General features: G+C 41.3%; 15 protein-coding genes. All 15 read right to left on the reverse strand.

Annotated elements, in window-relative coordinates; all coding sequences use genetic code 11:
* Nucleotides 1-3: 3 nt before the first annotated feature.
* Nucleotides 4-3,315, reverse strand: coding sequence for a TonB-dependent receptor (locus M2408_RS14835; RefSeq protein ID WP_259183102.1), 3,312 nt, complete (start codon nucleotides 3,313-3,315; stop codon nucleotides 4-6).
* Nucleotides 3,316-3,426: 111 nt separating this feature from the next.
* Nucleotides 3,427-4,431: a FecR family protein gene (locus M2408_RS14840; RefSeq protein WP_259183103.1), complete on the reverse strand. Its 1,005-nt coding sequence runs from the start codon at nucleotides 4,429-4,431 to the stop codon at nucleotides 3,427-3,429.
* A gap of 253 nt (nucleotides 4,432-4,684) precedes the next feature.
* Nucleotides 4,685-5,296 carry a sigma-70 family RNA polymerase sigma factor gene (locus M2408_RS14845; protein WP_259183104.1) on the reverse strand — a complete coding sequence of 204 codons (612 nt, stop codon included), beginning with the start codon at nucleotides 5,294-5,296 and terminating at the stop codon, nucleotides 4,685-4,687.
* 300 nt (nucleotides 5,297-5,596) lie between these two features.
* On the reverse strand, nucleotides 5,597-7,909 hold the full coding sequence (locus M2408_RS14850) for an IPT/TIG domain-containing protein (RefSeq protein WP_259183105.1): 2,313 nt from the start codon (nucleotides 7,907-7,909) through the stop codon (nucleotides 5,597-5,599).
* 4 nt (nucleotides 7,910-7,913) lie between these two features.
* Nucleotides 7,914-8,987 (reverse strand): fasciclin domain-containing protein, encoded by a 1,074-nt coding sequence (locus tag M2408_RS14855; RefSeq protein WP_259183106.1) that lies wholly within the window; start codon nucleotides 8,985-8,987, stop codon nucleotides 7,914-7,916.
* Nucleotides 8,988-8,997: 10 nt separating this feature from the next.
* Nucleotides 8,998-10,284, reverse strand: coding sequence for a fasciclin domain-containing protein (locus M2408_RS14860; RefSeq protein WP_259183107.1), 1,287 nt, complete (start codon nucleotides 10,282-10,284; stop codon nucleotides 8,998-9,000).
* Nucleotides 10,285-10,344: 60 nt separating this feature from the next.
* Nucleotides 10,345-11,568: a fasciclin domain-containing protein gene (locus M2408_RS14865; protein ID WP_259183108.1), complete on the reverse strand. Its 1,224-nt coding sequence runs from the start codon at nucleotides 11,566-11,568 to the stop codon at nucleotides 10,345-10,347.
* Between the two features lie 12 nt (nucleotides 11,569-11,580).
* Entirely contained in the window at nucleotides 11,581-12,906 is a 1,326-nt protein-coding gene (locus M2408_RS14870) for a hypothetical protein (RefSeq protein WP_259183109.1), read from the reverse strand.
* A gap of 10 nt (nucleotides 12,907-12,916) precedes the next feature.
* Nucleotides 12,917-14,689 carry a hypothetical protein gene (locus M2408_RS14875; protein ID WP_259183110.1) on the reverse strand — a complete coding sequence of 591 codons (1,773 nt, stop codon included), beginning with the start codon at nucleotides 14,687-14,689 and terminating at the stop codon, nucleotides 12,917-12,919.
* Between the two features lie 2 nt (nucleotides 14,690-14,691).
* Complete coding sequence (locus M2408_RS14880) at nucleotides 14,692-17,907, reverse strand: TonB-dependent receptor (RefSeq protein ID WP_259183111.1); 3,216 nt, start codon at nucleotides 17,905-17,907, stop codon at nucleotides 14,692-14,694.
* A 35-nt stretch (nucleotides 17,908-17,942) separates the two neighbouring features.
* A complete protein-coding gene (locus M2408_RS14885; protein ID WP_259183112.1) occupies nucleotides 17,943-19,238 on the reverse strand; it encodes a DUF4302 domain-containing protein in 1,296 nt (431 codons plus the stop codon).
* Nucleotides 19,239-19,250: 12 nt separating this feature from the next.
* Nucleotides 19,251-20,537, reverse strand: coding sequence for a DUF4302 domain-containing protein (locus M2408_RS14890; RefSeq protein WP_259183113.1), 1,287 nt, complete (start codon nucleotides 20,535-20,537; stop codon nucleotides 19,251-19,253).
* A gap of 13 nt (nucleotides 20,538-20,550) precedes the next feature.
* Nucleotides 20,551-21,396 carry a substrate import-associated zinc metallohydrolase lipoprotein gene (locus M2408_RS14895; protein WP_259183114.1) on the reverse strand — a complete coding sequence of 282 codons (846 nt, stop codon included), beginning with the start codon at nucleotides 21,394-21,396 and terminating at the stop codon, nucleotides 20,551-20,553.
* Nucleotides 21,397-21,414: 18 nt separating this feature from the next.
* Nucleotides 21,415-22,884, reverse strand: a complete 1,470-nt coding sequence (locus M2408_RS14900; protein ID WP_259183115.1) for a RagB/SusD family nutrient uptake outer membrane protein — start codon at nucleotides 22,882-22,884, stop codon at nucleotides 21,415-21,417.
* 8 nt (nucleotides 22,885-22,892) lie between these two features.
* Nucleotides 22,893-26,486: a SusC/RagA family TonB-linked outer membrane protein gene (locus tag M2408_RS14905; protein WP_259183116.1), complete on the reverse strand. Its 3,594-nt coding sequence runs from the start codon at nucleotides 26,484-26,486 to the stop codon at nucleotides 22,893-22,895.
* Between the last annotated feature and the right edge of the window lie 211 nt (nucleotides 26,487-26,697).

The raw sequence follows: 26,697 nt of genomic DNA on the forward strand, positions 1-26,697 counted from the left end.
TCATTATAACGAATAAGAAAGGCTAAGGACAAAGTGCCTGCCTGGATTGTAGTTGGATGAAATGTTATCACCCGTCCATTTATCTCCATCCTTTTTCTCCTGTTCATATTTATTTGTAAAATTGTAATCCTCAGCTGTACGCACGGATTGATTCAACACATTCTGTATACTTAGCTTTGCCTGTAGTCTCTGCACGAGACGTTGTGTTAGTGAGAAATCCAATACATGACGTGGTAACTCGATCAAGCTTCCTCTGTATTCGAAACCGGAAAAATCATTCTTCTTATACCCCCGTCCGGCAGCATAGATATTCTCTCCTGATGTGCTGTAAATGACAGCGACTTTTGTACCTAATGCAGCATTGTCATAATATAACCCAGCATTGATAATATAAGGAGATTGTCCCTGTAAGGGACGACCGTCATCCGGCGTAAGCGCAAGTGATGACAGGATCGTAGTGTCGTTCTCCGTCCTACTTTTAATCCATGTCAGGTTGCCTATGATTGCCAGATCTCGAAAGAACTTGCCAGAGATAAAGTCAAGCTTCTTATTAACCTCAATCTCCAATCCTTTAATCGTTGCAGAAGCTGCATTTTGGTACGAAATAGAAGGAAATATAGCCTCTACCCGACTGGAAGTATTGATCCGTTCAATCGGATTCTTAAGTTCTTTATAAAAAATACCGGCGCTGATCATTTCACCTTTGGCATTTTTACCCGGATAAAGCTCTATTCTAAAATCATAGTTATTAACTGTGGCCGATTTTAACGTCTCATTACCTCTAACGATCGTGTTGTTCTCAAAATCCAGTTCCTCGTACGGCGCTACCTCTCGAAATTCAGTACGGTTTACAGTTTTTCCGTATGCAGCCCTGACAACCAAACTTTCGTTAGGCCGCCAGGACGCGTTGACCGAGGGTAGCCAGGTTTTCATGGGATTATCAATATAAACGGGCGTGTTAATATCAGTAGGAATTGCTTTAGGTATAGCAGCACCGATTTGCTGACGATTATATTCATAGCGTACCCCACCATAAACCTCAAATTTTCTGCTAAGCGGTGTCAGATGCAACGCAAAATAACCGCTACTGTTTTGTTCCGTACCAAGATAGCTGTCACTTCCAGATGTCCGATCGTAGACGCGAAGGCCAGAATAATCGTCCCGCAGGTATTCTTCAGTCCAAACGCGAGATAAATCCTGCTCACGAAAACGTACCAGCTGAGGGTCTATGTAATGACCTGTTCCTGGCTGATAATACATATTATCGGGATCAGTATTGTCTCCCTCATGCACTGTATATATCCGACGGAATAATTTTCGTTGTTTCCATTGCTGAAAAGTACCAACACGGAGAGAAAGCCAAGGTTTCCATTTATAGGTATAGTCAACCGAGCCATTATAGTTTCCTTCACTGTTGCGCATCCATAACCTTGAAATGATACCTAGCCGCGACGGGATCGGATCATAAGTATCAGCTGCTGCAAGGTTCTGCCCCCTGGCCCGCCATTGCAAAGAGGTGTCACCAATGGCAACAAGACCAGTTGGTGCCGTCAGGCGAATCACCCGCTGATCGGGTGTACTTTGCAGGCTATACGTATAGCCTGCGTTCCATTGGAGCAGGTGCTTGCCCGCATCATAATAATGTGTTCCACCGAGGTTTCCCGCATAAAGAAATCGCTGACCAAATGATAGGATATTATCCTTGTTGGCCACAACATTGGGAAAAATGTTATAGTTGACTGTAGGACGGCTCATCCTAACGATTGTTAAATCCTGGCCCTGTTGCAGAAGAAAATTTTTAAATGAAATACTACTGCTATCTCGGAGCTTCATCACAAAGTTTTGAAGTAGGTTCAATTGAACTGTCTGTGTGTTCCGACCTTCATTGCTAATCCTGTCAATAGCTGAACCGTTGCTTTCCGGATATTCTAATCCCTGTTGACGGTAAACATCTGTTTTTAATGACTCATTCTTATAGCTTAATGAAGTCAGTGCAGATACCGTCTTCCCTCCCACTTTAAATGCATTGTAATAGTTTGCAGTTAATTGCATGTTTGGCAATGCCGTCATTCTTCGATAGGCCAACGTAGAATTGAAAGTGCTGGCATATTGCGACGGGCTGAGTTGTGCCAATGCTAATTGATCATAAGCTGGGACCGAGGAAGGTAACTTGCGAGTTCCGTCATCAATACCTAAGAAATCCAGTTTACCGCCATTGTAGGTTAGAAAATTACTATTGAATGTCGTGCCTGGTCTCACACCCAATTGAAACTCTATATCGAAGTGTTTAACGTTTTTAGCATCTTTGGTGTAAATTTTGACAACGCCGCCTGTAGCATCGCCCAATATCTCAGGTCCTGCGGATTTATAGACCATGATGCGGTCGATGATACGGCTCGGTATCAAGTCGAGGGCAAAGGCACGACTATAAATTTCAGTACTTGGCGCTACGTTATCATTCAGATAAGTCAGATTATAACGTGGGTTTAAACCACGTACGATCACAAACTTATCATCAGCAACGGTGATCCCAGATATTTTTCTGATAACCTCTGCTGCATTCCGGTCAGCAGATTTTGCTATCTGTTCCGAAGATATGGCTGAAACAACCAATGAGGACTGTTTTACCTGTTCTAGTATTTGTTTTTCAGATGTATGGCTCACTGGCCTATGCGTTTTGCCTACACCATTGATCACGACCTCACTTAAAGTATTACTCCCCTGAAGCTTCACATCATAAGTGACATCTTTTCCAGAAGATATCGTTACCGAAACTCTTTCTGTGGCATATGCAACAAATGATACCTGTAAAGTATATTTTCCATCTGGAATATTCGTCAATCTATAATAACCGTTATTATCAGATGAAATTCCTACATTGAGTTCAACAATACGAACGGAAGCGCCGAGCAGGGGTTGTGAAGTCTCAAACTCCACGATGCGCCCCTTAAGGGTGCCGTTTCTTTTCTCCTGACCGGCCAGAACGTTTGGGTTTTTCGGTACGGATTGACTTAGGGTAACATATTCATTGTCTAGCTCATAATTTAAACCACAGGCCGCTTTAATGAGTTCAAGCGCCATTTTTACTGTCACCTCATGTTTTTCTGTTTTTATAATGTTAGCCAGTTTCGGATCTAAGGCTTCGGCATAATTAAACCGTAATCCACTCTGTGTTTTTATCGCTGTTACGATTTTATGGCCGGTTAATGGCGCATCTGGTAGGTTTATCTTTTTATCCTGAACTTGCCCATCAACATTCAGAGAAGTTAAAATTATAATAAGAAAACACACTAAATATGTTAAATTTTGTTTCATACTTGCATTAATAATAGATCTGGGTTTCCCCCTTGGTTTATTTTTATTGACTGACGCTATCAATTGATAATCAAAGCACCTGGTTTGAACCAGGATGGTATCCTTATGTAATTAGTTCGTTTCCATGTTCCTTTCTTTTAAAAGAATATTCTTGCCATTTACCTCATAGCTAAAGTTCGCCGATTTTGAAAGTAGGTTCAACACGCGGTTTAATGATTGGTCTTTGAAACTGAAAATCACTTTCTGGTTCAATAGCAAAGGTTGTACAACTCGAATTTTCACGTTGTACCATTTTTCCATATCTCTGATGATCATACGAAGCGGGACACGGTCATATTCCAGCTCGCCGTGCAACCAGTTAAGCGTACTAGCAGCATCTATGGAAGAAATACTATACTTTGCTGTCGTCTGTTGGTATTTTATCTGCTGGTTTGGGATTAATCTGGCGATTTCTCTATCAGATCTAAGCACACTTATTTGTCCGGTATGCAGTGTAATAATATTCTCGCTGTCCATAGTATTAACTTCAAAAGAAGTCCCTAATACTTTTGTGGTTAGACCATCTGAACTAACATAGAACGGTTTTTCCTTATTGTGGGCAACGTTGAAAAACGCTCTGCCATTGAGTTTAATCCGTCGGTCGGCACGGTTAAAATTTGATGGAATATCAATCGTGGATCCGGGGAATAATGTTACCGTACTACTATCGGCAAGCATTACTGTTGTAGTATGCCCAGCTTCCCCTTGTATGTGTTGCCATGCTAATTGTTCTTGTGCAAAATCTCTCCGGCTTTTTAACAAAAAAGTGACACCTACGCTTAGTATGGCTAAAGCAACGGCTGCAGCATATGCATACCATCGGATACGCGGCCTAAGCTGGATGATCGGAATTTCCTGCTGTCTGGCAACGAGTGAGTCCCAGACCCGCTCACGGGCTTGTTCATCCTCGGTAGAATCACCGCCATCTTCTTGCAAATAGAATGCTTCACGCAGACAGCACTCTACATAATCCGCATCGATTTTCAAGGCAAGATAAGCTCTGACAATTTTTTGCTCTTCGGGATCACACTTTCCTAAAAAATACCTGATCAATGATTCTTCACCCGGTCGTTCCATATGTTATATACTTTTTCATCTTATTGTTTCCCGATCTGCTGTTACCACGCCCTTCTATAAGTATAGACGTAAGATTTACTAGGTTATAACTATGAGAAAATAAAACTTAACACATAAACTATATTGTATTAATAATTAATTAACACAATAGAAATAGATACTGAACTGATGAGGAAATTTACAGGAAGTACAGTGCTGCTGTAGTTGCTAAGTATGTTCGTTTTTTAGGGAAATAGATTGTTCGTGCCAATGATTAGAGAACTGTCGAACTGGCTACCATCAAAATGAATGGCAGCACTTCCGAATATTCACCCAAATCGTCACGGATAATTTTCAATGCTGCTGTAATCTGATTGTTCACCGTGCTTGTAGAAATGTTCTTTTTTTCGGCGATCTGCTTCTGGGTCAACCCTTGCTCACGGCTCAAGAGAAATATTTCCCTCTTGCTTGTAGATAATTTATCTAGGGCTTGGCGATAAATCTGTTCAAGATCTTTGAAATTCAGTTCAGGATGATCAGTACTGCCCAAATGCTCAACTGCTAGGGTTTCTATATCCAGCGTTTGGAGAATATTTTTTCGATGGAAGTCGCTAATCTGATTTTTAGCAGAACGAAATAGGTATTTTTCAAAATCATCCACCCTTAAAAGCTCACCGCGACGCTGCCAGATGTTTAGAAAAACATTCATAACCATTTCTTCACTGTCCTCACGGGCCTTAGTAGATTGGTAACAAGTCTGAAAAAGTTTAGGATAGAAGTAATCAAAAATACGACGGTATGCAACATCATCGCCACTAAGCCAACTTGTAATATCCTGCTGAACAGTATTCACTTCCATTGTTCCTATCCCGATGATTAATACCATACAAAAGTATCTATATTAGTATTAACTTAATATTAATTAAAAAACAGGCATAGATTATTATGTCTCCGGAATAGTACGCAGCTATTAAAATTTGTGAGACTCATTACGATTATTGTGGAATTATATAACTTTTGATTCTGAATGGCCATGCTTCATATTTTTATTTTTTAGAATCGCGAAATCTAGTAAAAAATAAGGCCATCCTTCCGGATGACCTCACAAATAAACATGATAAGAAACACAAGACTGTACAAAACGCAAAAAATGCAAGATTGGTATTTTTCTATATAATCCTTCTTATTACCTTAATTGTATCTTTCGAACACAGCTATTACCATTATCAAGGATGTAGCAAAAACGTCCATCCACAGAAACTGCAATATCATTGACATTATTCGAAACCTTGGTATGCCTTAAATCTCCATCTGCATAACCGGCATCGTTCTTAAATATTGTGCTCACCTCACCATTATCATTATTCACTCTTCTCAGGGCAAAATTACCGGCATCCAATACCACAATATGTTGTTCATTAAGAAGAGCGACACCTTTGATATTGTTAAATAGGGCTGCAGCGCCAACACCATCCTTGTAACCTGCCTGCGTACTATTTCCTGCGAAATTGGGATTGCTTCCACCCAAAAAAGCAGGATAATCCGTATTCTGATTAATGAATTTGGTAATGACACTTTTGTTAAATGCAAAGTTTAATCCCTGACCATAAATATTACCGAGCTGATCAATAGCGAATCGTATATTGGGGTAAGCATTCGAAAACTTAATCGTAGAATACGAAAAGAATTCATACCAAAATGTACCATCGCCATTATCAAAGGTTACTAAAGCCGATAAGTTGTTATTATTGCTCAACAAATTATAAAAAACCCAACCATCTGGCCAACTATTAGTTGGTGGATAAAATGCAATGCTTCCCAATGGCTTGGGTGTTGTCCAAGAACTCGAAACAGCATCTAAGGTAAGTTGCCGATAAGCCAAATTCTGTGGTTCAGTGACAGCGATAACATTTCTAGCCTTGTCAAAACCAAGCGCGGAATTCTTGTCGAAATTAAATAATATCTCATTTCCTTTTCCATTCCGCAACCCGCTTTGGCTATTTAAACTCCCTGCAAAATGGCTTACAGTACCATTGGGATCAATTTTCTTTATACAGTGATGGTCAACTTCAAGCACATATACATTTCCTTGATTATCAACGGCCATGCTCCCCCCATTTGTCCCTAACCGAAGCTGCCCCCTTCCTAGACTAGAGCTATAAGCATAATTAAACGGTTCAGCCGAGGTAGTGGACATTGTATTTGTCTGGACTGTGATTGGACCCGAGCTTAGCGCATTGGGTACGCGAACACGAAGCTTACCAGCTGATGACTGGATAACTTCTGCAGGCACACCATTAAATAAAACCCTATTTTCTGTGTTCGTTAAACTGAATCCAAACCCTTCGATATCCACTTCATTGCCGGGAATACCATTTTCAGGTGAAATTTTCGTAATCCCAAGCTTCTGATAGGTAAATAATGGTCCGGTCACTTTTTGTCCATTAACCTCTATACGAACCAAACCTGACCTGACGGCTTTGTGAATTTGTATCGCAATCTTTGTTTCGTCGATACGTTTTATAGGCATCAAAACTGTATCAATATAGACTTTGGTCTCACCCGGAATAGGACTAAAATAACTGCCTTCAATCATTATTTCCTGACCTTCAAATGCGCTATTCGGTGATATAGAAAATATTTTGGGCGGCGGAACTACTGTAAAAATACCCCCATCCAATTTGGAATTGGATTTGGTATCCAATGTATATGTCGGACCTGTAACAATATTCTCGGGCAATTTGACCTGGATTGTGCTATCGGTCTGCCCTTGAATTGGACAGGGGATAAATTGTCCAAAGGGCCCTGAGAAATTGACCACCACTGCACCTTTAATATAATTCAGTCCATCAATTTTGATATCAACAAGAGTTCCCGGTCCACCTGATTTAGGTTTCATATCCAGATAGCGCAGGAACTGAAAGTTTGGACCGATACCTTCTTGGTTACCACTGACAACTTTGACCGGTCCCCGCCCGCTCCCTCCCATTACTTCAATATACATGACGGTATCCGTTACACTGATTATCTTGGCAATGGAATCATTTAAAAATACCTCAGGGAGTTGAGTACCCGAGGTGAAACCCGTACCTTTTACTTTAATCTGCTTCCCTTTTATAGCATAGTTTGGTTCAATAGTAGTCACACTCAAAGGCTGATAGGTAAAATCACCAATCGACGTACGCGTGCTGCCTTGAACAAGGAATACTGCAACCTTTCCCGCGCCCTCAGGGACGCGCACTAGGATCTGATGATTTCCTCTACTAATGATCTCTGCCTTGGCACCACCAAACTCAATGGCAAAGCTGCCTCCAAGATCCAGATCCTCCCTCTCCAAGGTAAGTATTGAACCGGGGCGTCCGGAATTTGGATAATAATGGTTAATAATTATCGGCTCGACTGTCTGTCCGGCACTTCCTCCTTCCTTGCGACATCCCATTAATGTCATCAGGAAAATCATCAACAGGAAAATCGGGTATAATTGCTCTTTATTTATCATGTCGTTAATATTTTAATACCTGGTGAATCTGATGAATGGTACCGGATTTGGCTACAATGTCCTTTCGGTCATAATCGACCAACGATTGCTGTCCCGTTGCATCAATCAATGTCAATTGATTGGTATATATTCCGGTATAATAACCTTCGTAAAACTTCAGCTGAAGATTATTGCCATCATACATCTTAACCTCCCTCAAGCCGTATTTTCCATCCACGGATGTCATAAACCGATTACCATTAAAAAGAGTTACCATTGTCGTGAACAGACCAGAACCTGAAAAATTTGTTGTAAACGAGAGATCTCCAACAAACAGAATATCTGGATACACATGATATAACACCAACTTTTTGAGCTCATTTATATTGGCTTGCTCCACTTTTTCTAAACTGCCCAAACCAATTGCAGCCATCGCCTGATTGGTAGGCACAAAAACAGTGGTATTCTGAAGGTCATTGAACAAGGATGTTAACCCGGCCCGTTGTATTGCATGTGTAAAAAGAGTCATTGAAAAATCACTTTTTATGGCTTCAAAAACTGTCGAATATTCATACTGCTGCAGCATACCATTTAAAACATAGATAATTCCATTTGTCCCACGTATTGGCTGCCCCTCAATACGGAGACCATTGACCGTAAAAAATGCAAGATCGTCCTTTATCCATCGGCTCACATAGTTTGTATGCCCACTCTTACTATATAATTTTTGCTTTACAAAGAAGGGCAAAGATGCCAAATCTATATAATCATCGAGCACATGGTTTTCTACAAAAGAATTGATCGAGAGCCCCTGTTGCTCTTTGATTGTACTAGCATTAAGCCCCAGACGAACTAGAAAAATATCATTGGGGGCCAAAAGAACCGTAGAATCAGCTCCATTCAGTACATTTTTGATACCGGTCATTCCAACCGCAGCATTAAAAGTCGATAGATTAGGATTGTCATTAAGGATGTATCCTAATTTTTGATAATCAACTTGTTGATAAATTTCAGTATCGGGCTTGCAGCCACTAACAAACAACAACATAATAGTTGCTCTCGTCATCCATGAGATTAGCCTTGATTTAAAATGTTTCATAACAATGGATTTAATGGATGGAAAAATTCTTTGGAACCAATAAACGATCTACGCCATGAACAACACCATTCAATGAATACAGATTGGGCCTGATCACTTTAGTCGCAACCGCCGTGTCTTTGGCATAAACCGTATTGTTATTGAAATTAAATGGCGAAATTAAGTAGATACTTTCAGTCGGTGTCAACACACCGTCGATGATTTCAATTCTTGAATAACTTGCCACTGGCAGCGAACTCAATGCGCTATTTGCAAAGTCATTGGTAAAGATGAGGATACGGGTTCCCGCTCTGGCGTATCTCTGGTCTGCGTAACGCATCCCCCAATTGTGATGGTAATCCAATAAGGAATCGGTAGCAAACTCACCCTTAACGCGATAAAACCCAGCATAGCCATCTACTGGCTCTTGCCAATCTGCCTTAGGGTACCCCCGTTTTTTATTGAATTGCATCAAGTCATCTATAGTCGAAAAACCAGCCGCCTGAAAAGCTTGGTTAGTCGGTATAAAAAATGTATTAAGATCGTCTACAAAGATGTCTCCTGCATTGTCTCGCCAAGCACCCATATGATATCTCATATAGGATATTCGATTGTAAGCTTGTGCCAAAAGATGCCCCTCACTCGGTTTATAACCATTGGCTTGCTCAAAAATGGTTAAATAGATCGAATCTGTCTTTTCCAGTAGCGCAGTATATAACGAAAATTGTGGATCTTCTTTCAACATCTCCCAGGCAGTCGTGGCTGATGGTTGGATCAGTTGATTAATGTTATATATTCCACCATTTGTAGCTGATAAAAATTGAACCTCGCCTCGGTTGGTACCATTGACAACTAAGCTATTTTGCTGGATACCCACCCCCAATGAAAAATAATAAGGTAACTTATTCCCAGTATATAGACAGCAGGGCATCTTGTACAAGCTTTCCAAAACTAGACTGCCATGTTTAACCGTTAATGCACTCAGAGTCACTTTCCCAATCACTATATGTAATTTGAGCAGTTCCAAGAGGACAGATGGACTGGACTGGTCTATTTTCGTCGCGGTCCATCCTGCCTTCGTCAATGCCTCGTCAGTGGGTCTAAAAACAGTAAACATCCCCTTAGCACCCCCAATATCGTTTAGCATGTTATTGATCAAAGCTCTATTCCATACTCGTGCAAATAGACTTCCACCATCCTGATTAACAAGCTCATTCAGCCTTCCTTTGACTGAATCTGTGAACTCCACTTTGGCTCCTTCTTCAGCAACCTGAAACTCCTTCTTTTTGCAGGAAATAAACACCATGAAGGTGGCCATGAAGCAAAAAATTATTATACTTTTTCCCATCTTGTATCGTATTAAGCAGTGAACTCCTGATCAATTTAATTCGCGTATGGCCTCCTCAAAATAGACTAGTAGGCCAGTTAATTGATGCACATTGCCATTTTTGAACAAATAATCATTTTTGAATTTATATTCGGCGTAAGGCACACATATTGATATTTCCAGCGCTTTTTCGCTATCAATTCCGCCTAGAAAGCGGGAACAATCATAGGTAACATCCGTCTCTTTATAACCAATTGGATAAGGTTGTTTTGAAATAGCCACCCAGCAAGTCGCATAATCCGCTGTACTAAAAACACGGCCATTTTCATTAAACCTACCTCCAATGATAATCTGTTTATAGGTATTATCGCCTTTCAAATCTGTCGAAATCCAGTACTCTTTATCTTTCTGTAGGTAAAAACAATAATCTGAAATAAAAAATCGCTTACCATACATCAGGTAGGCGCCAAATAAGCGTTCGCCAATAAAACGTTTGGGATCCAAGCCCTGAATGATTTCTTCGGTAATACCATAAGCTTTAAATGCACTATTAAGGGGAGCAAAAACAGTGACTAAGTGTGTATCATCCAAACGATCCCAAAGCCCAAAATGCTTTAAACCTGCCACGAAGATGGAATAATCGGGATTTCCGGCTAAATACATCTGTACAGTCGTATCGCCGTAAAATTTGATCAACTTGGTTAAACTGTGTAACACTCCATTAAAAAATGGATAATCACCCTGAATTTCCTTAGGTGCGAATGTGCTCTTCAACGTAATCCTATTGCTGATAAAGGATCCCGAGAAGGAGATCATTTGCGACCCCATCTCATCAGGATTTTGCGTTATATCGATCGAAGTACGATGTACAAACAGCTCCTTACCGGAAAGTGTCGGATATCTTAAATTATATTGGTTGATTGGGATGTCTTGAGAACGAAGCACTATAGGCAAAATATGATAACCGATCACCTGCTTTAGCCAGTTTTGATCCATTTTCTCTAAGTCCCGCTTATTAAATACTCCCTCTTCATTCCATACGGAATTTTTAATGGCCAGGACAGTAAACTGTGTCTCTCTTGAATCCAGGGTATCCAAATAGCCCGTCAGCTTTAAGGCCTCAGCAAATAATGAATACTCAAAATTATTCGTTAAAAATACTTTTAACGTCCGGCTTTCTTCTCTGGGTTGATTGAGCAAAATGTTCTCATGCTTACAAGATAAGGCGAGCAGAAAAACAAAAAACATACAAATAAAATTTATTTTATTTCTCATAATGTGCATAGTTTAATTATATATTGGCGGGGCATATTTCCGTTGCATGGTCATTAAATAAGCCTGACCATTGATCACCTCGACGGTATTTGCAGATGGAAAAGACTTGGGATTATCTACTCCCGAGTGTGTATTAATAATCATATTGGGTAAATTCTCCCCCATATGATATTCATAGCGATCTCGCCCAGTGTAGATAATTGGCCCATTCAATAGACAGTTTAATAGTGCAAATTGCCCCTTTGGATCAATAAAGGGACCACCGATATGCAAGTAATCTCCAATCAGCTGTCCATATTCATAAAATGGATGATTGCCTGATGTCACCTGCAAGCTAGGGCTGATAAAATAAAAACGTTGCCAAATATCTGTATATACGCCATTGTCATCACCTTTGACCCAAAGTGGGAAAGAAACATAAGGCGCTGGTGCCGCTGATTGTATATTTCGTCTTACGGTATATAAATACTGGTGGGAATAACTTTTGGCTACCTCCTCTCCATTGCGCAGCACTATACCTTTTTGATATGGAACAAAATCCTGACCTTTCATCAACGTCAGGTAGACATCCATGGTATCTTTAATACCGCCCTCGAAAAGGTGCCGTTTTATTTTGCCATTCGGTAGTTTTTGACTTGCCGGAGCCTCTTGATAACCTTGAGCAGAATAGTTATAAAAATTAACATACGTCAATGAATCCGAAAATGCCTGTTTGTGAAAGTCCTCTCTACGTAGCAACAGTGTGCGACTGCGGCTGCTAAAATTGGCATACAGAGCTTGTAGGGTGTAGACTTCCCCGGAGGTCAATTCAAATTCACCAGCTACAGCTTTGCTTTTGCGCAGTTCGGGCGCCAGTTCAAAAAATGGCGTCGAGTTTTTGGGTCTATACATAAATAGGAAAGTCAGTTTGCCTGCGGGAACCTGGGCCCAAGAACTCAAATCGAAACCGTTCAATACAGGACCGACCAATACATTTTCCTTGCCCGGATACTCAGGATTATCAACTGAGGTGGATGCCCCAATATGGACCGGATATGGTGGCGCATAGAGCTCCCTTTGTTTTAAAAAATCACCCACAATCTCCGCACTTACAGGATTTCCAGCGGCATCCAAAACTGGGTTGACCAACATGCACAAATAAGGCAAGCTATCCTGCCTAGTATTTTCCAGGAGATCGGGCAGATTTAAACTATTGAATACGCGCAAATAAGCCGGATCCTTCATTTCGGTATATTCAATTTTCTGGCAGGAGTAGCATAACCAACAGCCTAGCAAACAGCTAATCAAACTAGAGATCCGAACATACATTATACGCACTGTATTTATTTCTGTTTTCATATCGTTTACTTTATTTACTATGTTTGATACAGATTAATTTCGCCTGATTTTGTGCGCCGGACTTTGTGCTGCCAATCAGGGCAATGCTATAAACACCGCTATTAAAGCGCGGTACTTCTCGACCAACTTTGGTATATAGCTCGGGATTGTTTACAAAAACATCGTTTGGCAAATAAGGAACATTTGTGACCCAACTACCGGGATAAACGGCAGGATTGGAAGAACGATATGCCTTAAAATTAAATGCTGCATCCCCCTGTCTCGAAAGTGTCTCGTCCCACAAGGAATAGGGATTATCAATTTTAGGCATTCCGGGTTCCAGATTTAAGTTGATTTTTGTAAGGTCAAATTCCATGACATAGATATTCCTCGCCATAATGAGTTGTCCATCATTAAGCGTAAAATTGAGATAGGGTTCATCCGCACAGAAATTAAAGAATCGCATGCCTGCATAGGAAGTATACTCATAGCGGTTAAATCCGCCATAATCACCCGAGACAGGATAGTACATTTCTTGGCTTAGATTGTTATATACCGGTACTATTTCCAAATTTCCCTGCTTGTTTCGCCAGACCCATAGGCTGATGTTCTGGTTAGCCAAGGTGTTCATTTTTTTTGATGCAAGTACATTGCCTTTGGTATCTTTTACTTCACATAAAACATCCGCATTGGCATTTAAAATACGTGCATCGGCATATTCGCTATAATTTAGCAAAGGACTGACTTCTTTCCCATCAATCTGAATACGGATATTCTGGTTGGCCCCAGCGTTAATCGCTTGCACCTTAAAAAACTGCTGATTGGGGATAATCTGCCTATCTTCAATAATCTGAAATTGATTTTGGACTGTTTGAACCGGATTGTTGTTACCCGTGCTCAGGTAATAATCGCAATATTGGGGAACAACAACAATGGTATATACCCCTCCCGGTTCGAAGGCTTTGAGAGGCGCATAGGTATTGCTGGAATGCATAACTATATTCGAATCGGGTCTGACATAATCGATCCGTGATGTCGGTGGATTTAATTTACGTTTTGAACGTTTGTCTTTATGGAGACCATGTACCCCCGCAGAGATCTGTCGTCCATCACTTGTCAACACTTTAAACTGATAGGCTCCATATGGTACCTCCACATAAGATGATACCCGCTGGTTTGTTCCTATGTTACTTGTTTCCGAACCGACAGGTGTACCATCCGCATAGGCCAAAGTCACTGATCCATATAAATTTTCCATTGGGCCGAATTGGGATGGAATAGGAAGTGCAGGCAATGCTTTGGTCAGATTTACAATACGAACCTTAAAATTAGTAGCCTTCTTGGGTAATGTGGTGTCACGGGGAATCGGAACTGCCCAGGGTTGACCGACCCCTTCAGTAGGAAGGGTGTAATAATCCAAAGCTACCGAAGCATTTTTAGGTAGCTGAAATTTCATAGATTCCCCTTTAAAGTTTTGTAAACCCAGCTCCAGGCTATCTTTATTTTTAAAGAGCGCCTGTGGAATTTTCCAACTGATCCCCATTAAACCACCTGCTTCCTGAAAAAATTCTGTCGGTGGATTGCCAAAGAGCCAGTTTTTCCCATGATAGGTCAATGTATCACCATTAAAAGTAACCTTCTGAAAAAAACCAAAATTTAAAATGCGCAGGTTGGAATACGCAATTTCTTCGGGTTTATTGTCATAGGTAAAATCCAGTTTCTCCTTTTTGCAAGCAGAAAAGAGAAGTACCACAGCCAAAAATGGAAGAATTGAACTTGCCAGTTGAGCGAATTGTGTCTTCATAACTAAAAAAGATTATAAGTAAAACCCAGATTGATCTCTGCTCCGCGTTTATAATTGCGATGGACATACTCTTTATTGTACCATAGTCCCCTTGTTCCGGGATTGGCGTAGACAGTTTTGATCCCTGGGTTTAAAATATTTTTTACAAAACCTTTGAATGCTAACCTCTTGTTTAAATGTTGTGACCACACAAAATCCAACATAGGTACAGGCTGTGCATATAAGTCGGGTTCGCCCAACAGGTTAATCTGTACCAAGCGCTCCCCCACGATATTGAAGGTGACCGTGAAATCGGAGCCCCAATTTTTACGATTGAAGTTGAGCCAGGTATTTAAAGAATAAGGAGCCTGTTCAAACAACGGGCTATTTCGAGGGCTATGACGATCCAGCGTCTTATTTGCTTGATATCTAAGGTCGGATTTCACAATATTTGACTGTGCTAACATCAAATTGCTACCCAAAAAGAAATCCTGTAAAGGCGAGCAAAATTCGCCTAGATTTTGTACTACTTCAAACTCCGCTCCCCAGACATGACCAGTATTAGCCTCATTTTCGAAGCGTATTGCTGGAAATTCGGGATAGGTAGCCGCCAAGCCATCGGTCTTTAAAGAGAAAACCTTTACCAATTGATTTTGAATACGTTTCCCGAAAAAAGAAACAGCTACGACTTCTCCTTTTCCCGTAAACCATTCCCAGCGGAAATCTAGATTTTGGGAATGCTGATTGACCAGGTTGGGATTACCAACCACCAGCCCCATCTGAAAAGGGTCGTATTCAAACACATTGGTAATCTCCCGAAGTTCCGGTCTAGCCAGTGTAGAACTATATCCACCACGCAAATTCATATAGCCTTCTTTTAAGGAATAAATTAAATTGAGAGAATAGTAAGGCTTAAATCCAGTACGATAAGCGGAATTGGGTTCAATATAAACTAATGGAATAGCTTTACCATCTGCATTTTGAATTGTCAGTGAAGGATCTAAATACACGCCCGCAGTATCAACAACAGACCCCATATCGGTAGACTCGATACGCACCCCCCCTGTCGCCCGCCATTTGTCTCCAAACTTTAAATCCGCCATTGCATAGTAAGCCTGGACCTCATAATAGCCCTTATAATTATTAGGTGATTTATAGGTATTGTACAAAAAGCCATTTAATGGTGACCCACCTTGCCCTATGCCTGCCTTAGGTAATTGCATACCTACTATTTCACTGGAAACCAAGCGATCGAGATCGCCATGAACTAGATATAGAGGTACATTTTTCTTTTGAGCTTGCGAAAAATTGGATCCCGGTAGAAATAAGTGGTTTTCGGAAAATTCGCGATTTCGAAATAGATAGTCCCCGCCGAATTTAAACTGCTGAACAACGCCTGATAATTTAAAAGGAACTGTAAGATCAACCTTATAATTGTAGTTATTTTCTGTTAGATAGCGCCAACGTCGTCCATTGGGTTCGGCCTGAATAATACCGAATGGTCCATATCCGTTGACGTAACCAGAAGTCAAAGCATAGCGCTGTGGTGAAAATTCAGTCACCTCTAGCGGAGCAGGCCCTGGAAAGTATTCATTGGAATATTCGTAAATACTATGCCATGACCAGTCCACATCACCCGGTACAAATTCGGCAAGTGAAGCATAGCGAAAATCAGGATCTCGATGGGTTGCCGTTGAATTTGAACCCGAATAGGATAATTTCATGCCATCGAAGAGTTTGGGAAAACGATGCTCCCCTTGAAAATTGTAGGTATGGAGAGTACGAAAGGTCTGTTTTAAAGAATAAATACGACTATTTACAACACCTGGCAAGCCCGTATATTCATAGGCACCATTCATATTGGTAGCATTGTTTTCTCCACCCCAAGATCCCAAATATTGAAGCCCGACCTCATGATCTGGTGAAAAACGATAGGCCAGTCCAGCCAATACACCATAATTGAGCGTTTCATTACCTGTATTTTCCTGATAGGTCTGGTATTTGCCCATATTCAGGTTATTGGGTGTTATATAATTAGGGATATTCCGCCAGGAATAGACATCCCGATTACCGGTCACTACCCCTTGATAAATAGACCATTGCGTAAGCTGTTGTCGATAGATATCGGTCTGACGGCGGTAGTAATTCCCTCCTAAAATCAGCCCCAAAACATGTTTTTTATTAAATAAAGAATAACGATTTCCAAAATTGAGACTGTAAATCTGATTGGGAGTAGCTGTGCGGTAACGTGTCGTCATTACTGGATCAAATCCCTGCATAATTTTATTTATACGCTGGGCCTCTGCATAGGCTTCTGGCGAATAATTTGCACGCCCAAAAACGGCCTGCATCGAACTTAGACCATTTGGATACTCACCCGCTAAGTTTAAAAAGTCCTGAGATAGCTTTTTATCGTTAATCCGCTGCCCAAGTATCCCCATATCGGCATTCCAAAAACTATTGAATTTCCCACCTATTCCAATATTTGAATTAAATCCGGTCTGCACGTTGAATTCAAGCAGTATTGTATCAGGAACTGATTTGGTCTTTAGATTGATGATACCGGAAGCTGCATCCGCTGGTTTGTCCGGCGTATAGGATTTGTAAACCGTGACATTATCCAATAAAGAAGCTGGGACCAAGTCAAACGGAATCGCCGTGCGGTCAGGATTGGCTGATGCGAGTCGTGAGCCGTTGAGCTGCCCAATAACCGAGCGATCTCCCATACCACGTACCGCCACATATTTCTCATCTGTCACCGTAACGCCGGTGACTCTTTGCAAAGCCTGAGTAACGGTAATTGATGCTGTACGCCGCATAAGATCGGCAGAAATCCCATCTTGAATAATTCCAGCCTTCCGACGTTCTTCTAATACAGCAATCTCTGTATCTACACGTTTGGAGGCCTGGACCTGCACTTCATCAATCTTTAAACTCACAGCCGTCAACCTCACCGTAATTGTATTGCTCTTAACTGTCTGGAAAAGCGTATTATATCCTAACGAAGTAAATACCAAGCGCTTGGTGAAGGAAGCTATTGAGATCGTAAAGTGGCCATTGTTATTTGATATGGCAAAATTATTGGTACCTTCCTCTCGAATAGATACCCCGGGCAGGGGCTGATTAGTACGTTCATCCACAACCAGCCCCGTGATGGCAACAGCGCCCTGGGCATAAGTAGCAGACTGAAATAGACCGAATACGATCGTCAGCAATAACATAGCCAATTTTTTTCTCATGGTTTGTTTTTGTTCTTTCATTTTCTCTGGACTAATTATTCAAACCGTATCCATTTCTGCTCTTGTTGATTGACAGAAACTAAATCATAGGAAGCTGACCCCGAACGAATGACATAAAACCCCCGGGGTTCAAAAAAAGCAGTCACCGTGGGATCCCAATGGGTCTTGTTAGCCGCAGGTGTTTCCCCAAACTCACCGATCTGCTGAAAACCTACCAAGCCGCCGTCGGGAGAATACTGCGTATAAAAGGCCGGGCCGTAAGAACCAATGGTTGATGGCCCCGAAAACACCCGTAAAGTACCGTAAGCTTCATTAAGCCAACGAGGCAACAACATGACATAGCTATATTCGTTCATCTGTGAAACCCCATAGGCATCGACAACTCCAGCAACAGTAAATCCACTAAAAGAAGCGGAAAATGGCTGGGCTAAAGTGGTATTATTGCCAATATTCAAATTCAGCTGATGAAATGGATGATTGATAAAATCGGTCGCCGCAGTATAGTCATAAGCTGAAGGTGCCCCCTCATTACTGATCGGAATATTACTTCCATTGATCCGGGCAATCAACCTGTCGGTATTTTCTTCTCGTTCTATTTCGATCGTTGAAAAGCTATTGACGTCTTCGGTAAATCTATTTTGTATACGTATGCCAGTAGCTGTGTAGGCATAGTTAGATTCAAAAAACTTAAAACGGTCGACCAATCCATAATTGATATAAAGTTTTCGCAACGTGGGATTAAACTGCAGATCGTAAGCTGCACCATTGTACACAATACGCTTGAAATACTTCGGCAACTTTTGTATAGCTTGAATAGTTTCTATTGTCTTTTGGACGCCGCCCTGTCGATAGGCTTGCTGTTGAGTACTACTATTCGGAACGAGCATAAATTCATCACCGTAGCGATTTCCGCGCAAAACAAGGGTATCTCCTTTTTGGGTCAATATTGAAAATGAACTATCCAACAAATTAAAAAGGCCTTTCATTTCTGCAGGGAATACACCGGTTTTCAAGGTCAGACATGGTTTTTTATCTTGAATAGTGAATTGATAGCCGAGATTACGTATTTGTGGGAAGACATCAATCAGAAAATCTGCAGTGAGCTTGGTTTTCAAATCCACATATCCAGCATAGAATCCATATTCTTTGGATTTCCACGAAAATTCCCATCCGTTAACGTTATCATCCAATACTTTTTGATAACGAACCAACAAAGAATCGGGATCTGAAAAGGAAACTTCCACAGGGATTTCTATGTCCTGCTCCTTCCGGCAGGAAACCTGCACCAGAAAAAGTAGGCTCATCATAAGTGATATATATAGGTATCTCATAATTGTTAATTTTTATCTAAACCGAAGCCAAACCCTTGAATCTTTGATCGATACGAGATCGTAACCTGTCCTTCCGGTCCGATACACGTAAAAGCCTTGCGGATCTAAGGCTGATCTTGTAAAAGCGGTGATCCGATCAGCAATATCTTGCGTAATGGTACCGCTACTATTGCCATCAAAACCAATAAAATTGGTAAACCGCATAATTCCTTGGGCATCAATCTGTGTCTTAAATGCAGGTCCGATATAATACTGTCCATTATTGTAAAAGAGGTAGAAAACATCCGTACCATCAACGTAACGGAGTGGTATAAACCGAATGCCTGCATATCCTGGAATATCTTGCAGTTTATGTACATCGGTTTGACCTGCCATAAAAAAGCCTGTCGCTGAAAAATACTGGTACTTCACCATATACATCGAGGTCGCATCCTGAGGTTGTCTAGTAAGTACGCTGGCCTGATTATTAAGCTTAGCATGGACAGTTCCCAACGTGAATTCGCCTGTACCGGCGGCGATGTTCAAGTTGAAATCTTGCATGGCATCAAACTGTTGACCGCCAACATTCAAAGGCGCTCGAAACCGAATTCCATTGGCCGTAGTTGCATATTCGGTGAAAAACGTAATACTGTCAATGGCCCCAGTACCCCGAAAGGAAACAGTCTTCAAATCTCGGTTTAAGGTAAACTGAAAGGTATGATCACCTACAGTCAGTTTATTGTAGTAATAAACGAATCTGTCGAAATCGGCTAGCTTTTGTTGATTAAACGCATAGACCTGCTGAATAAAATTTTCGCCTTGCGTGGCTTTTGCCCTGACCAGCAACAGCTCGGATTTATTCAGGTTGCCAATCATCCGAATTGAATCAGCACTGGCTGAAACAATGGAAAATTCAAAATCAGAATACCGGCCTTTACCAGCGTCGCCACCAGAAATCTGCGGATCTGGATCTGCCAGCATATGGATATAAGAATAAGTGTCAAAATAAAGGGACGGAATCTGCGCCGCGCGCAACCTATATGAACTTTCCTTTGCGACCGAAGCTGTTGTGGCATCGTAATCTGCATACATCCGTATTCTATTGTCGCGATCGAAATAGAACTTAAAGGTATAACCTCCTCCCGCATCAGGGAATAAGTAGGCTATCCAGCCATTCTCCGCTGAAGCTAATTGATCATAATAGGTCGCGAGTTGCTTATTTAACCGCTCGTCCGGGCGCAATCCATCAAAGTCTTTATTGGATTGACAGGATTGAATGAACATGATCAGCACGACGAGATAATAATATATGTACTTCATCTTTTAGCTTGTGTTATTGTGTGATTAATGCAATTCCTACTTTTACTTCAGATTGAAGTTTTCTAAAATCAATGCCCAATTCCTTATAATAAGCAACGACTAATTCTTCTTTTCTTCTGAAGGTCGCTTCTTGGGATGGATTGGCTGCAATGACCGCATCGTAATGAGCCTGCCCTTCTACCAAAAGCGTAGAAATGGTTTCTACAAAATCTTCCTGCATCGTGGATTTTGCATAGGCAGTGATTAAGCCCTGTTTATTTGCTTGTTCATTTGTGGTATTATACCAAGTTGCTGTATACCAAGAGGAACTTAGTGTCCTCCATGCTTGAGGAATAGCAATCGTCTGATGCAGGATGTGTGCAAACTCATGATGTATCGTATGCATCATCCGAACCACCTCTGTACGGTTGTTTTTCGCAAAATAGTTGACCACGAAAAGAATGATTTTATTCCCCCCTTCCGCAGTTCCCAATATCACCGTTCCATTCTCTTGATATTCGGGTGACCCCACGAGTACATATTTTAAAATCTGGTATTTTTTCAGAAAATCATCGCCGCCGATCTTCTTATAAGGATCCATCCAAACGGCTTTTACCGTCTCCATTACTGGTCGTACTCTATTCTCTTGGGGCGGTACGAGGTTGCGATTGAAATTAACTTCATAGGGATCCCACTTATACTTCACTTCAATATTATAGGGGATGACAAAATTTTCATATAAGTAATCATCAAGTGCGTTAAAGGTCCAATCATCTCCACCCAATCCATTAATGGGTTCAGTCGGGAGCACTTCTGTTTTTTTACAACCTGTCAACATACCGAAGACAAGCAGTAAAAGAAAATAAGCGTATCTATACATGGTTTTCATTGGTTAAAATTAACGTGGATTCTGTTCTAAGCCGGACATCCTCACTTCCTGAGGAAGCTGCAGCGTACGACGCAAATCATTTGGCCCTAAGACGTATTTTTCCAATCGGTCTTTGGTCTCATGGACTACCGGCAAACGATGACGAAGGATATCCAAATAGCGCATTCCCTCAAAAAGAAACTCCCGGCGTTTGAAGTCAAGTACAGCGTTTACTAAACAGACTTGAAGGTCCAAATTTTGATAAAAACTAATCAGTTTTGCGCTTGTTATTCTGTGGACTTCTGGGTCATAAATAGGATAATCTTGCGAATAAAAAACCTTTTTACTGGCAAAGGTATTTAGATCGGTTATCGAAGCAGTATGATTACCGATCATGGCATAGGCTTCTGCACGATTCAACAACACCTCTTCTGCGGTGAACAAAGGAATCATATTGTAGCTAATTCCATAATTAGCATTTAGTCCCGAGCGCACAAAGTGAGTACGAAATTTCGGGATATTGTAACTGCTCTCCTGCCCATAGATTAAATACGCGAAATTTGCTCCTGTGACATTCGGTCTGAAAATCAGCTGCGCCAGCAGCTCGGATGTGAAACCAAACCGTAAGGAAGAATAGGAAGCACCCCAATTGGATGCTGCTTCAACGAGCAATATATTTGCTGGATTTTCAGCCTTGGTGTATTCCGCCTGACTTTCAAAATATTCCATAGAGAGAAAGGCCTGCGAATTATTAGGGCGGAGCATCGTGCCAATTTCCGTTCCCACAAATACTTGGTTTGCATGAACAATGACTTGATCATACGATTTTTTAAACAAGTAAAACCGTGCAGCAAAGGCATGTGCAGCAGACTTGGTAAAATGATACTTAGCGGACTTATATCGTGAATCGTCAAGTAATGGTAAGCCTGCAACAAGATCTTTCTCAATCATATCATACGTATAAGCCACCGTTTTGCGCTCATATTTGACCAGTAGCTCCTCTTCGGGATCCGTTACGTAAGGTATTCCAGGATCGGTATCAGCAGTATATTCATCATAAGACTTCGCAAAAAAGCTGACCAACATAAAGTGAGCATAAGCCCTCGCTAGCAAAGCCTCACCTTTCTGTGATTGGTATCTTTCGGGATCCGCAACACTGGAAATATAGGTTAGAGCACGGTTAGCTGCGGCGATTGCAGCATAACAGCTATACCAATAAAAATCTGGTGTATCTTGATTTCTGGAGCGAACATCGGTGAAAGTCCAGGGATCTAAATTCATAAAAGTCACAACGCCGATTCCTGGCCCTTTATCTCCAGCATTATCTGACATGGCCTCCGCAAAGGCATAATAGGAAGCCTGGGGGTAAGCCGATGTCAATAATTCAGACACTTTTTCAGGTGAATCCAATACTGCACGCTGATCGGGTGCTTGTTCCAAATATTTGGAGCAACCGGCAAAAAATATCTCCAAGGTTAGGACAAGTAAAATGTTTTTCATAGCACGCATCATAAAGTTGTTTTTATTGAAAATGTAAATTGCCTTGGAATAGGTAAGGCTACCCCTCCAGAACCGTAGAACTCAGGATCTTGTCCCCGGAGTTTCTTGTCCGAATAGAGCAAACTGATATTATTTCCGACTAAAATCAAGGATAAATTGCGTAACCCCCATTTATTGACAAGCTTCTGAGGTAACTCATAACTGATATTTATTTGCTTTAATCGAACAAAGCCACCATTAGCGATCCGTTCGGTCGAATAATTGTAAGACTGATAGGCAGATCCTTCTATTCGGCTGGCATTACGGGCTTCAACAATGGATGGGATAGGCCCGTCATAAGGTAGAACAAAGCGTTCTAGAAAATCATATGACATGGCCTGCAGATCTGTATATTGATTCTGGAAAATTGGGTTTAACCGGACCTTGTTTCCTGCAGAATAGGTGATCAATATTGAAGCCGTAAATGATTTATAGCTAAATTGATTGTACCAGCCACCACTGAAAGTTGGATCGATGTTTCCTTCATATTTTAAATATTTCGTTTCGTTACTCTGGAGATAAACATTCGTAGACTTAACACCTTGTTCATTGACAAAGGAAGGTACACCAGACAATGGATCAAGCTTATCAAATTGAATAGAGAACAAGCCACGAACGGGATAGTCAACCTTCGCTCCGCCAATATTGCCAACAAGATCAAAAATCTGTGGCTCATTGACTAGACGGGTAATCTTTCCTGAATTATAGGCATTGGTTAACTGTGTTTTCCAACCCCAATTTTTCCTTTTAATGATTTGGGACTTAACCATCAGCTCAACACCTTGAGACCGCATATCAGCATAATTGGCCAATTTAAAAGGTTCGCCACCTATACCGGCTGTACGGATCACACCGATCAAGTCAAATCCCTGACGTCGATAAACATCCAGCGTCCATTCCAATTTCCGGTTGAACATGGCTGCGTCTATACCAATATTGGTTTCATATTGTTTTTCCCAGGTTAGATCTTTATTTGGATTGTTCTCAATATTTAGTACTGGTTCGACCTCCGTTAAATAAGGCCGTGTTGTACTTGCAGACCGAATTACCAGGGAGGAATTCCGGGCATTGCCCATCGAAGCATTCAATCCATAGGAAGCCCTCAAGGTGAGTGAGCTAAATAATTGTTGATTTTTCATAAAAGCCTCTTCATCCACATTCCAGGAGCCCGATAGATTCCAGGTTGGCAACCAACGGGCAGTACTAGACTCTCCCATCTGATTCGAACCGTCATACCGAAGGGTTCCGTTCAATTGATATTTCCCCTGAAAGGAATAGGCTGCATTGCCAGCAAAAGCCACATAACGATCATGGAAGGTGGCCATTTTATAATAACTTAGATTACCTTCTACTTCGCGTTTGATCGCATTTGGATCAATGTATGGAGTACCGCCACGATCAAATTGATAACCATATCCAGTAAATACATTACTCATGCGATCTAAAAAGCGTAATTCTTGGGACAGAAATAATCGCAACGTATGATTTTGTCCGAGCTTTTGATTCCAATCTAAGCTATTGCGGAAATAATAACTCTTGAGATTATCGTTGGAGGTTGTGTAGAATCCACCGTAGGGCAACACCGATACAGGTCTAGCATCGGGGTCCGCTGGATCCACATAGAGAAATTTGTTCCGATCGGCAATAGTCGTATTTTCAGGTTGACCAGAATAAATTGTCCCAGCACGGTAAGCCATAGGCATGTTGGATTTCTCCCGAATTTTATGCTCGTTGCCTGAATTAACATAACGATAGGAACCTATGAACGCGTAATTAATATTCTTTGGGAGTTTATATTTTACCTCAGCCTGAACTTTTAAATCCAACATTTTCAATTCAATATTGTTATTTTCAAGCTCATTTAGAATATTAAACGGTGCATAATTCATCGTAAAATACTCCAGATTACCATTTTTGTCATAGGGGGTTAGCGTGCGGGTGGTATTCATCGCATAACTAAAGGGATTGATATCAAAATCACGTGACACCAATCCAGTTACAGGGTCATTTTGTCTACCCAAGGAGCCCGGGGTCTGCTGATCGCGGATAGACGCCGAACTGATCAAACCCAATGAAAGCTTATTACTGATCGAAAAGTCGGAGCGTGCATTGGCGGTGTATCGTCGGACTTTATCCCCAATAGTCCAACCATTATCCTGAAGAAAAGAGGTAGAAAAATAGTGCTGACTCTTCTCTCCTCCTGAGGTTAAACTAAGAGAATGTTCCTGCATCAAAGAATTTTTAAACAGGATATCAAACCAGTCGGTATTGGCATAGACATAGCGTTGGAGAAAATTCCGTCGTCCGGCCACACTGTTTTCCACCTCTGCCACACCGTCTGTACCATATTTGAGCGCCTGCGCCATCTTTGTATAAACACCTCCATTCGGGTTATTTGCGAGATCGGTATAATCCAACCATCCCTTCCTTTCCATCTCTGCAAAAATTGACATTTGGTCATAGGAGTTGATGATATTGAACTGGTTATAGCTTGGCTTAAGATAAGTAGTATAGTTGCCAGTATACGAAAGTGTTGCCGGAGACCCCGCTTTTCCACGTTTTGTTGTAATCAAAACAACTCCATTCATGGCTCTGGCACCATATAAAGAAGTCGCTGAAACGTCCTTCAGGATCTGGAAGGACTCAATGTCATCGGGATTCAAACCTGCAACCGATGACCCCAACAGGGTATTAGGGTCGCCGGAAGATAGTTGGTCGTTGGAAATGTTGACAATATCTTCCAAGATCACTCCATCCACTACCCACAAAGGTTTATTATCACCTGTGATGGAGGTTGCCCCCCGAACCCGAATTTTAGGTGCAGCCCCAAATGTGCCGGACACATTCTGAACAGACACGCCCGCAGCCTGCCCTTCCAGCATCCGGCTTACATCTGGAACACCTAAACGTAAAGCATCCGAACCTTTTATTGTCACAGCTGAACCAGTAAATTTCTTTCGATCAATTGCCTGGTACCCCGTATTAATAACTACTTCTTCAATTTTGTTGACAGCAGCAAGCATTTGAATAGAATAGGTCTGCTGACTGCCGACTACTTGTTCTACTTCCTCATAACCCAATAAGCGAAAGTGAAGGATGTCGCGTTCATTGGCCTTAATCGAGAAACGACCTGTATGATCGGTGGAGGTCCCTACATTTTTACCTCGAACGCGTACAGTGACCCCCTGTAAAGGCTGCCCCATCACATTTCTCACATAGCCATTAACCGTTTGCTGCTGAACCATAGACCCCGCTTTAATGACAATGCGATCACCGACCAAGCTATATGTTAATTCCTGACCATAGAACAATTTATCGAGCACCTGCTTAACAGTAGATTTCTCAATCTGCAGATCAACCTTCTCCTGTAAAACAGGATGATAGCTAAATAAAATCTGGACATTCGTCTGTCGACCAAGTTCTTTTAATATTTCTGACCGTCGCATTTTCGACACGTCAATGTGGGCATTTCTATCAAGAACACCTTGTGCATGGATATCAGTGGCAAGTACCAGCTGCATAGTTACCATGGATATGGTAAGAGTGGCTATAGTAAAACGCATAATTCGTGCAACTCTATGTAGCTCTAGGCTATAAGTTAAAATATTGTTATCTTTATGCACTTGAATCTATTTTTTAGATGTTGTTCAGACAATAGGATTCCAGACCTTTGAACAACAAAAGTTAAACATGGGGATGTGTGTTCGAGACACATCCCTTTTTTTAATACATTAGGGATTTAGAATGAGCCTAACCGGCAGATACTAAATAAAG

It is taken from the genome of Sphingobacterium sp. BIGb0165 (assembly GCF_024810095.1).
Taxonomy (GTDB): Bacteria; Bacteroidota; Bacteroidia; order Sphingobacteriales; family Sphingobacteriaceae; genus Sphingobacterium; species Sphingobacterium detergens.

Coding starts and splice junctions, on each gene's coding strand:
- M2408_RS14835 (WP_259183102.1), bottom strand. CDS start 3,315: ATGAAACAAAATTTAACATATTTAGTGTGTTTTCTTATTATAATTTTA.
- M2408_RS14840 (WP_259183103.1), bottom strand. CDS start 4,431: ATGGAACGACCGGGTGAAGAATCATTGATCAGGTATTTTTTAGGAAAG.
- M2408_RS14845 (WP_259183104.1), bottom strand. CDS start 5,296: ATGGTATTAATCATCGGGATAGGAACAATGGAAGTGAATACTGTTCAG.
- M2408_RS14850 (WP_259183105.1), bottom strand. CDS start 7,909: ATGATAAATAAAGAGCAATTATACCCGATTTTCCTGTTGATGATTTTC.
- M2408_RS14855 (WP_259183106.1), bottom strand. CDS start 8,987: ATGAAACATTTTAAATCAAGGCTAATCTCATGGATGACGAGAGCAACT.
- M2408_RS14860 (WP_259183107.1), bottom strand. CDS start 10,284: ATGGCCACCTTCATGGTGTTTATTTCCTGCAAAAAGAAGGAGTTTCAG.
- M2408_RS14865 (WP_259183108.1), bottom strand. CDS start 11,568: ATGAGAAATAAAATAAATTTTATTTGTATGTTTTTTGTTTTTCTGCTC.
- M2408_RS14870 (WP_259183109.1), bottom strand. CDS start 12,906: ATGAAAACAGAAATAAATACAGTGCGTATAATGTATGTTCGGATCTCT.
- M2408_RS14875 (WP_259183110.1), bottom strand. CDS start 14,689: ATGAAGACACAATTCGCTCAACTGGCAAGTTCAATTCTTCCATTTTTG.
- M2408_RS14880 (WP_259183111.1), bottom strand. CDS start 17,907: ATGAGAAAAAAATTGGCTATGTTATTGCTGACGATCGTATTCGGTCTA.
- M2408_RS14885 (WP_259183112.1), bottom strand. CDS start 19,238: ATGAGATACCTATATATATCACTTATGATGAGCCTACTTTTTCTGGTG.
- M2408_RS14890 (WP_259183113.1), bottom strand. CDS start 20,537: ATGAAGTACATATATTATTATCTCGTCGTGCTGATCATGTTCATTCAA.
- M2408_RS14895 (WP_259183114.1), bottom strand. CDS start 21,396: ATGTATAGATACGCTTATTTTCTTTTACTGCTTGTCTTCGGTATGTTG.
- M2408_RS14900 (WP_259183115.1), bottom strand. CDS start 22,884: ATGAAAAACATTTTACTTGTCCTAACCTTGGAGATATTTTTTGCCGGT.
- M2408_RS14905 (WP_259183116.1), bottom strand. CDS start 26,486: ATGCGTTTTACTATAGCCACTCTTACCATATCCATGGTAACTATGCAG.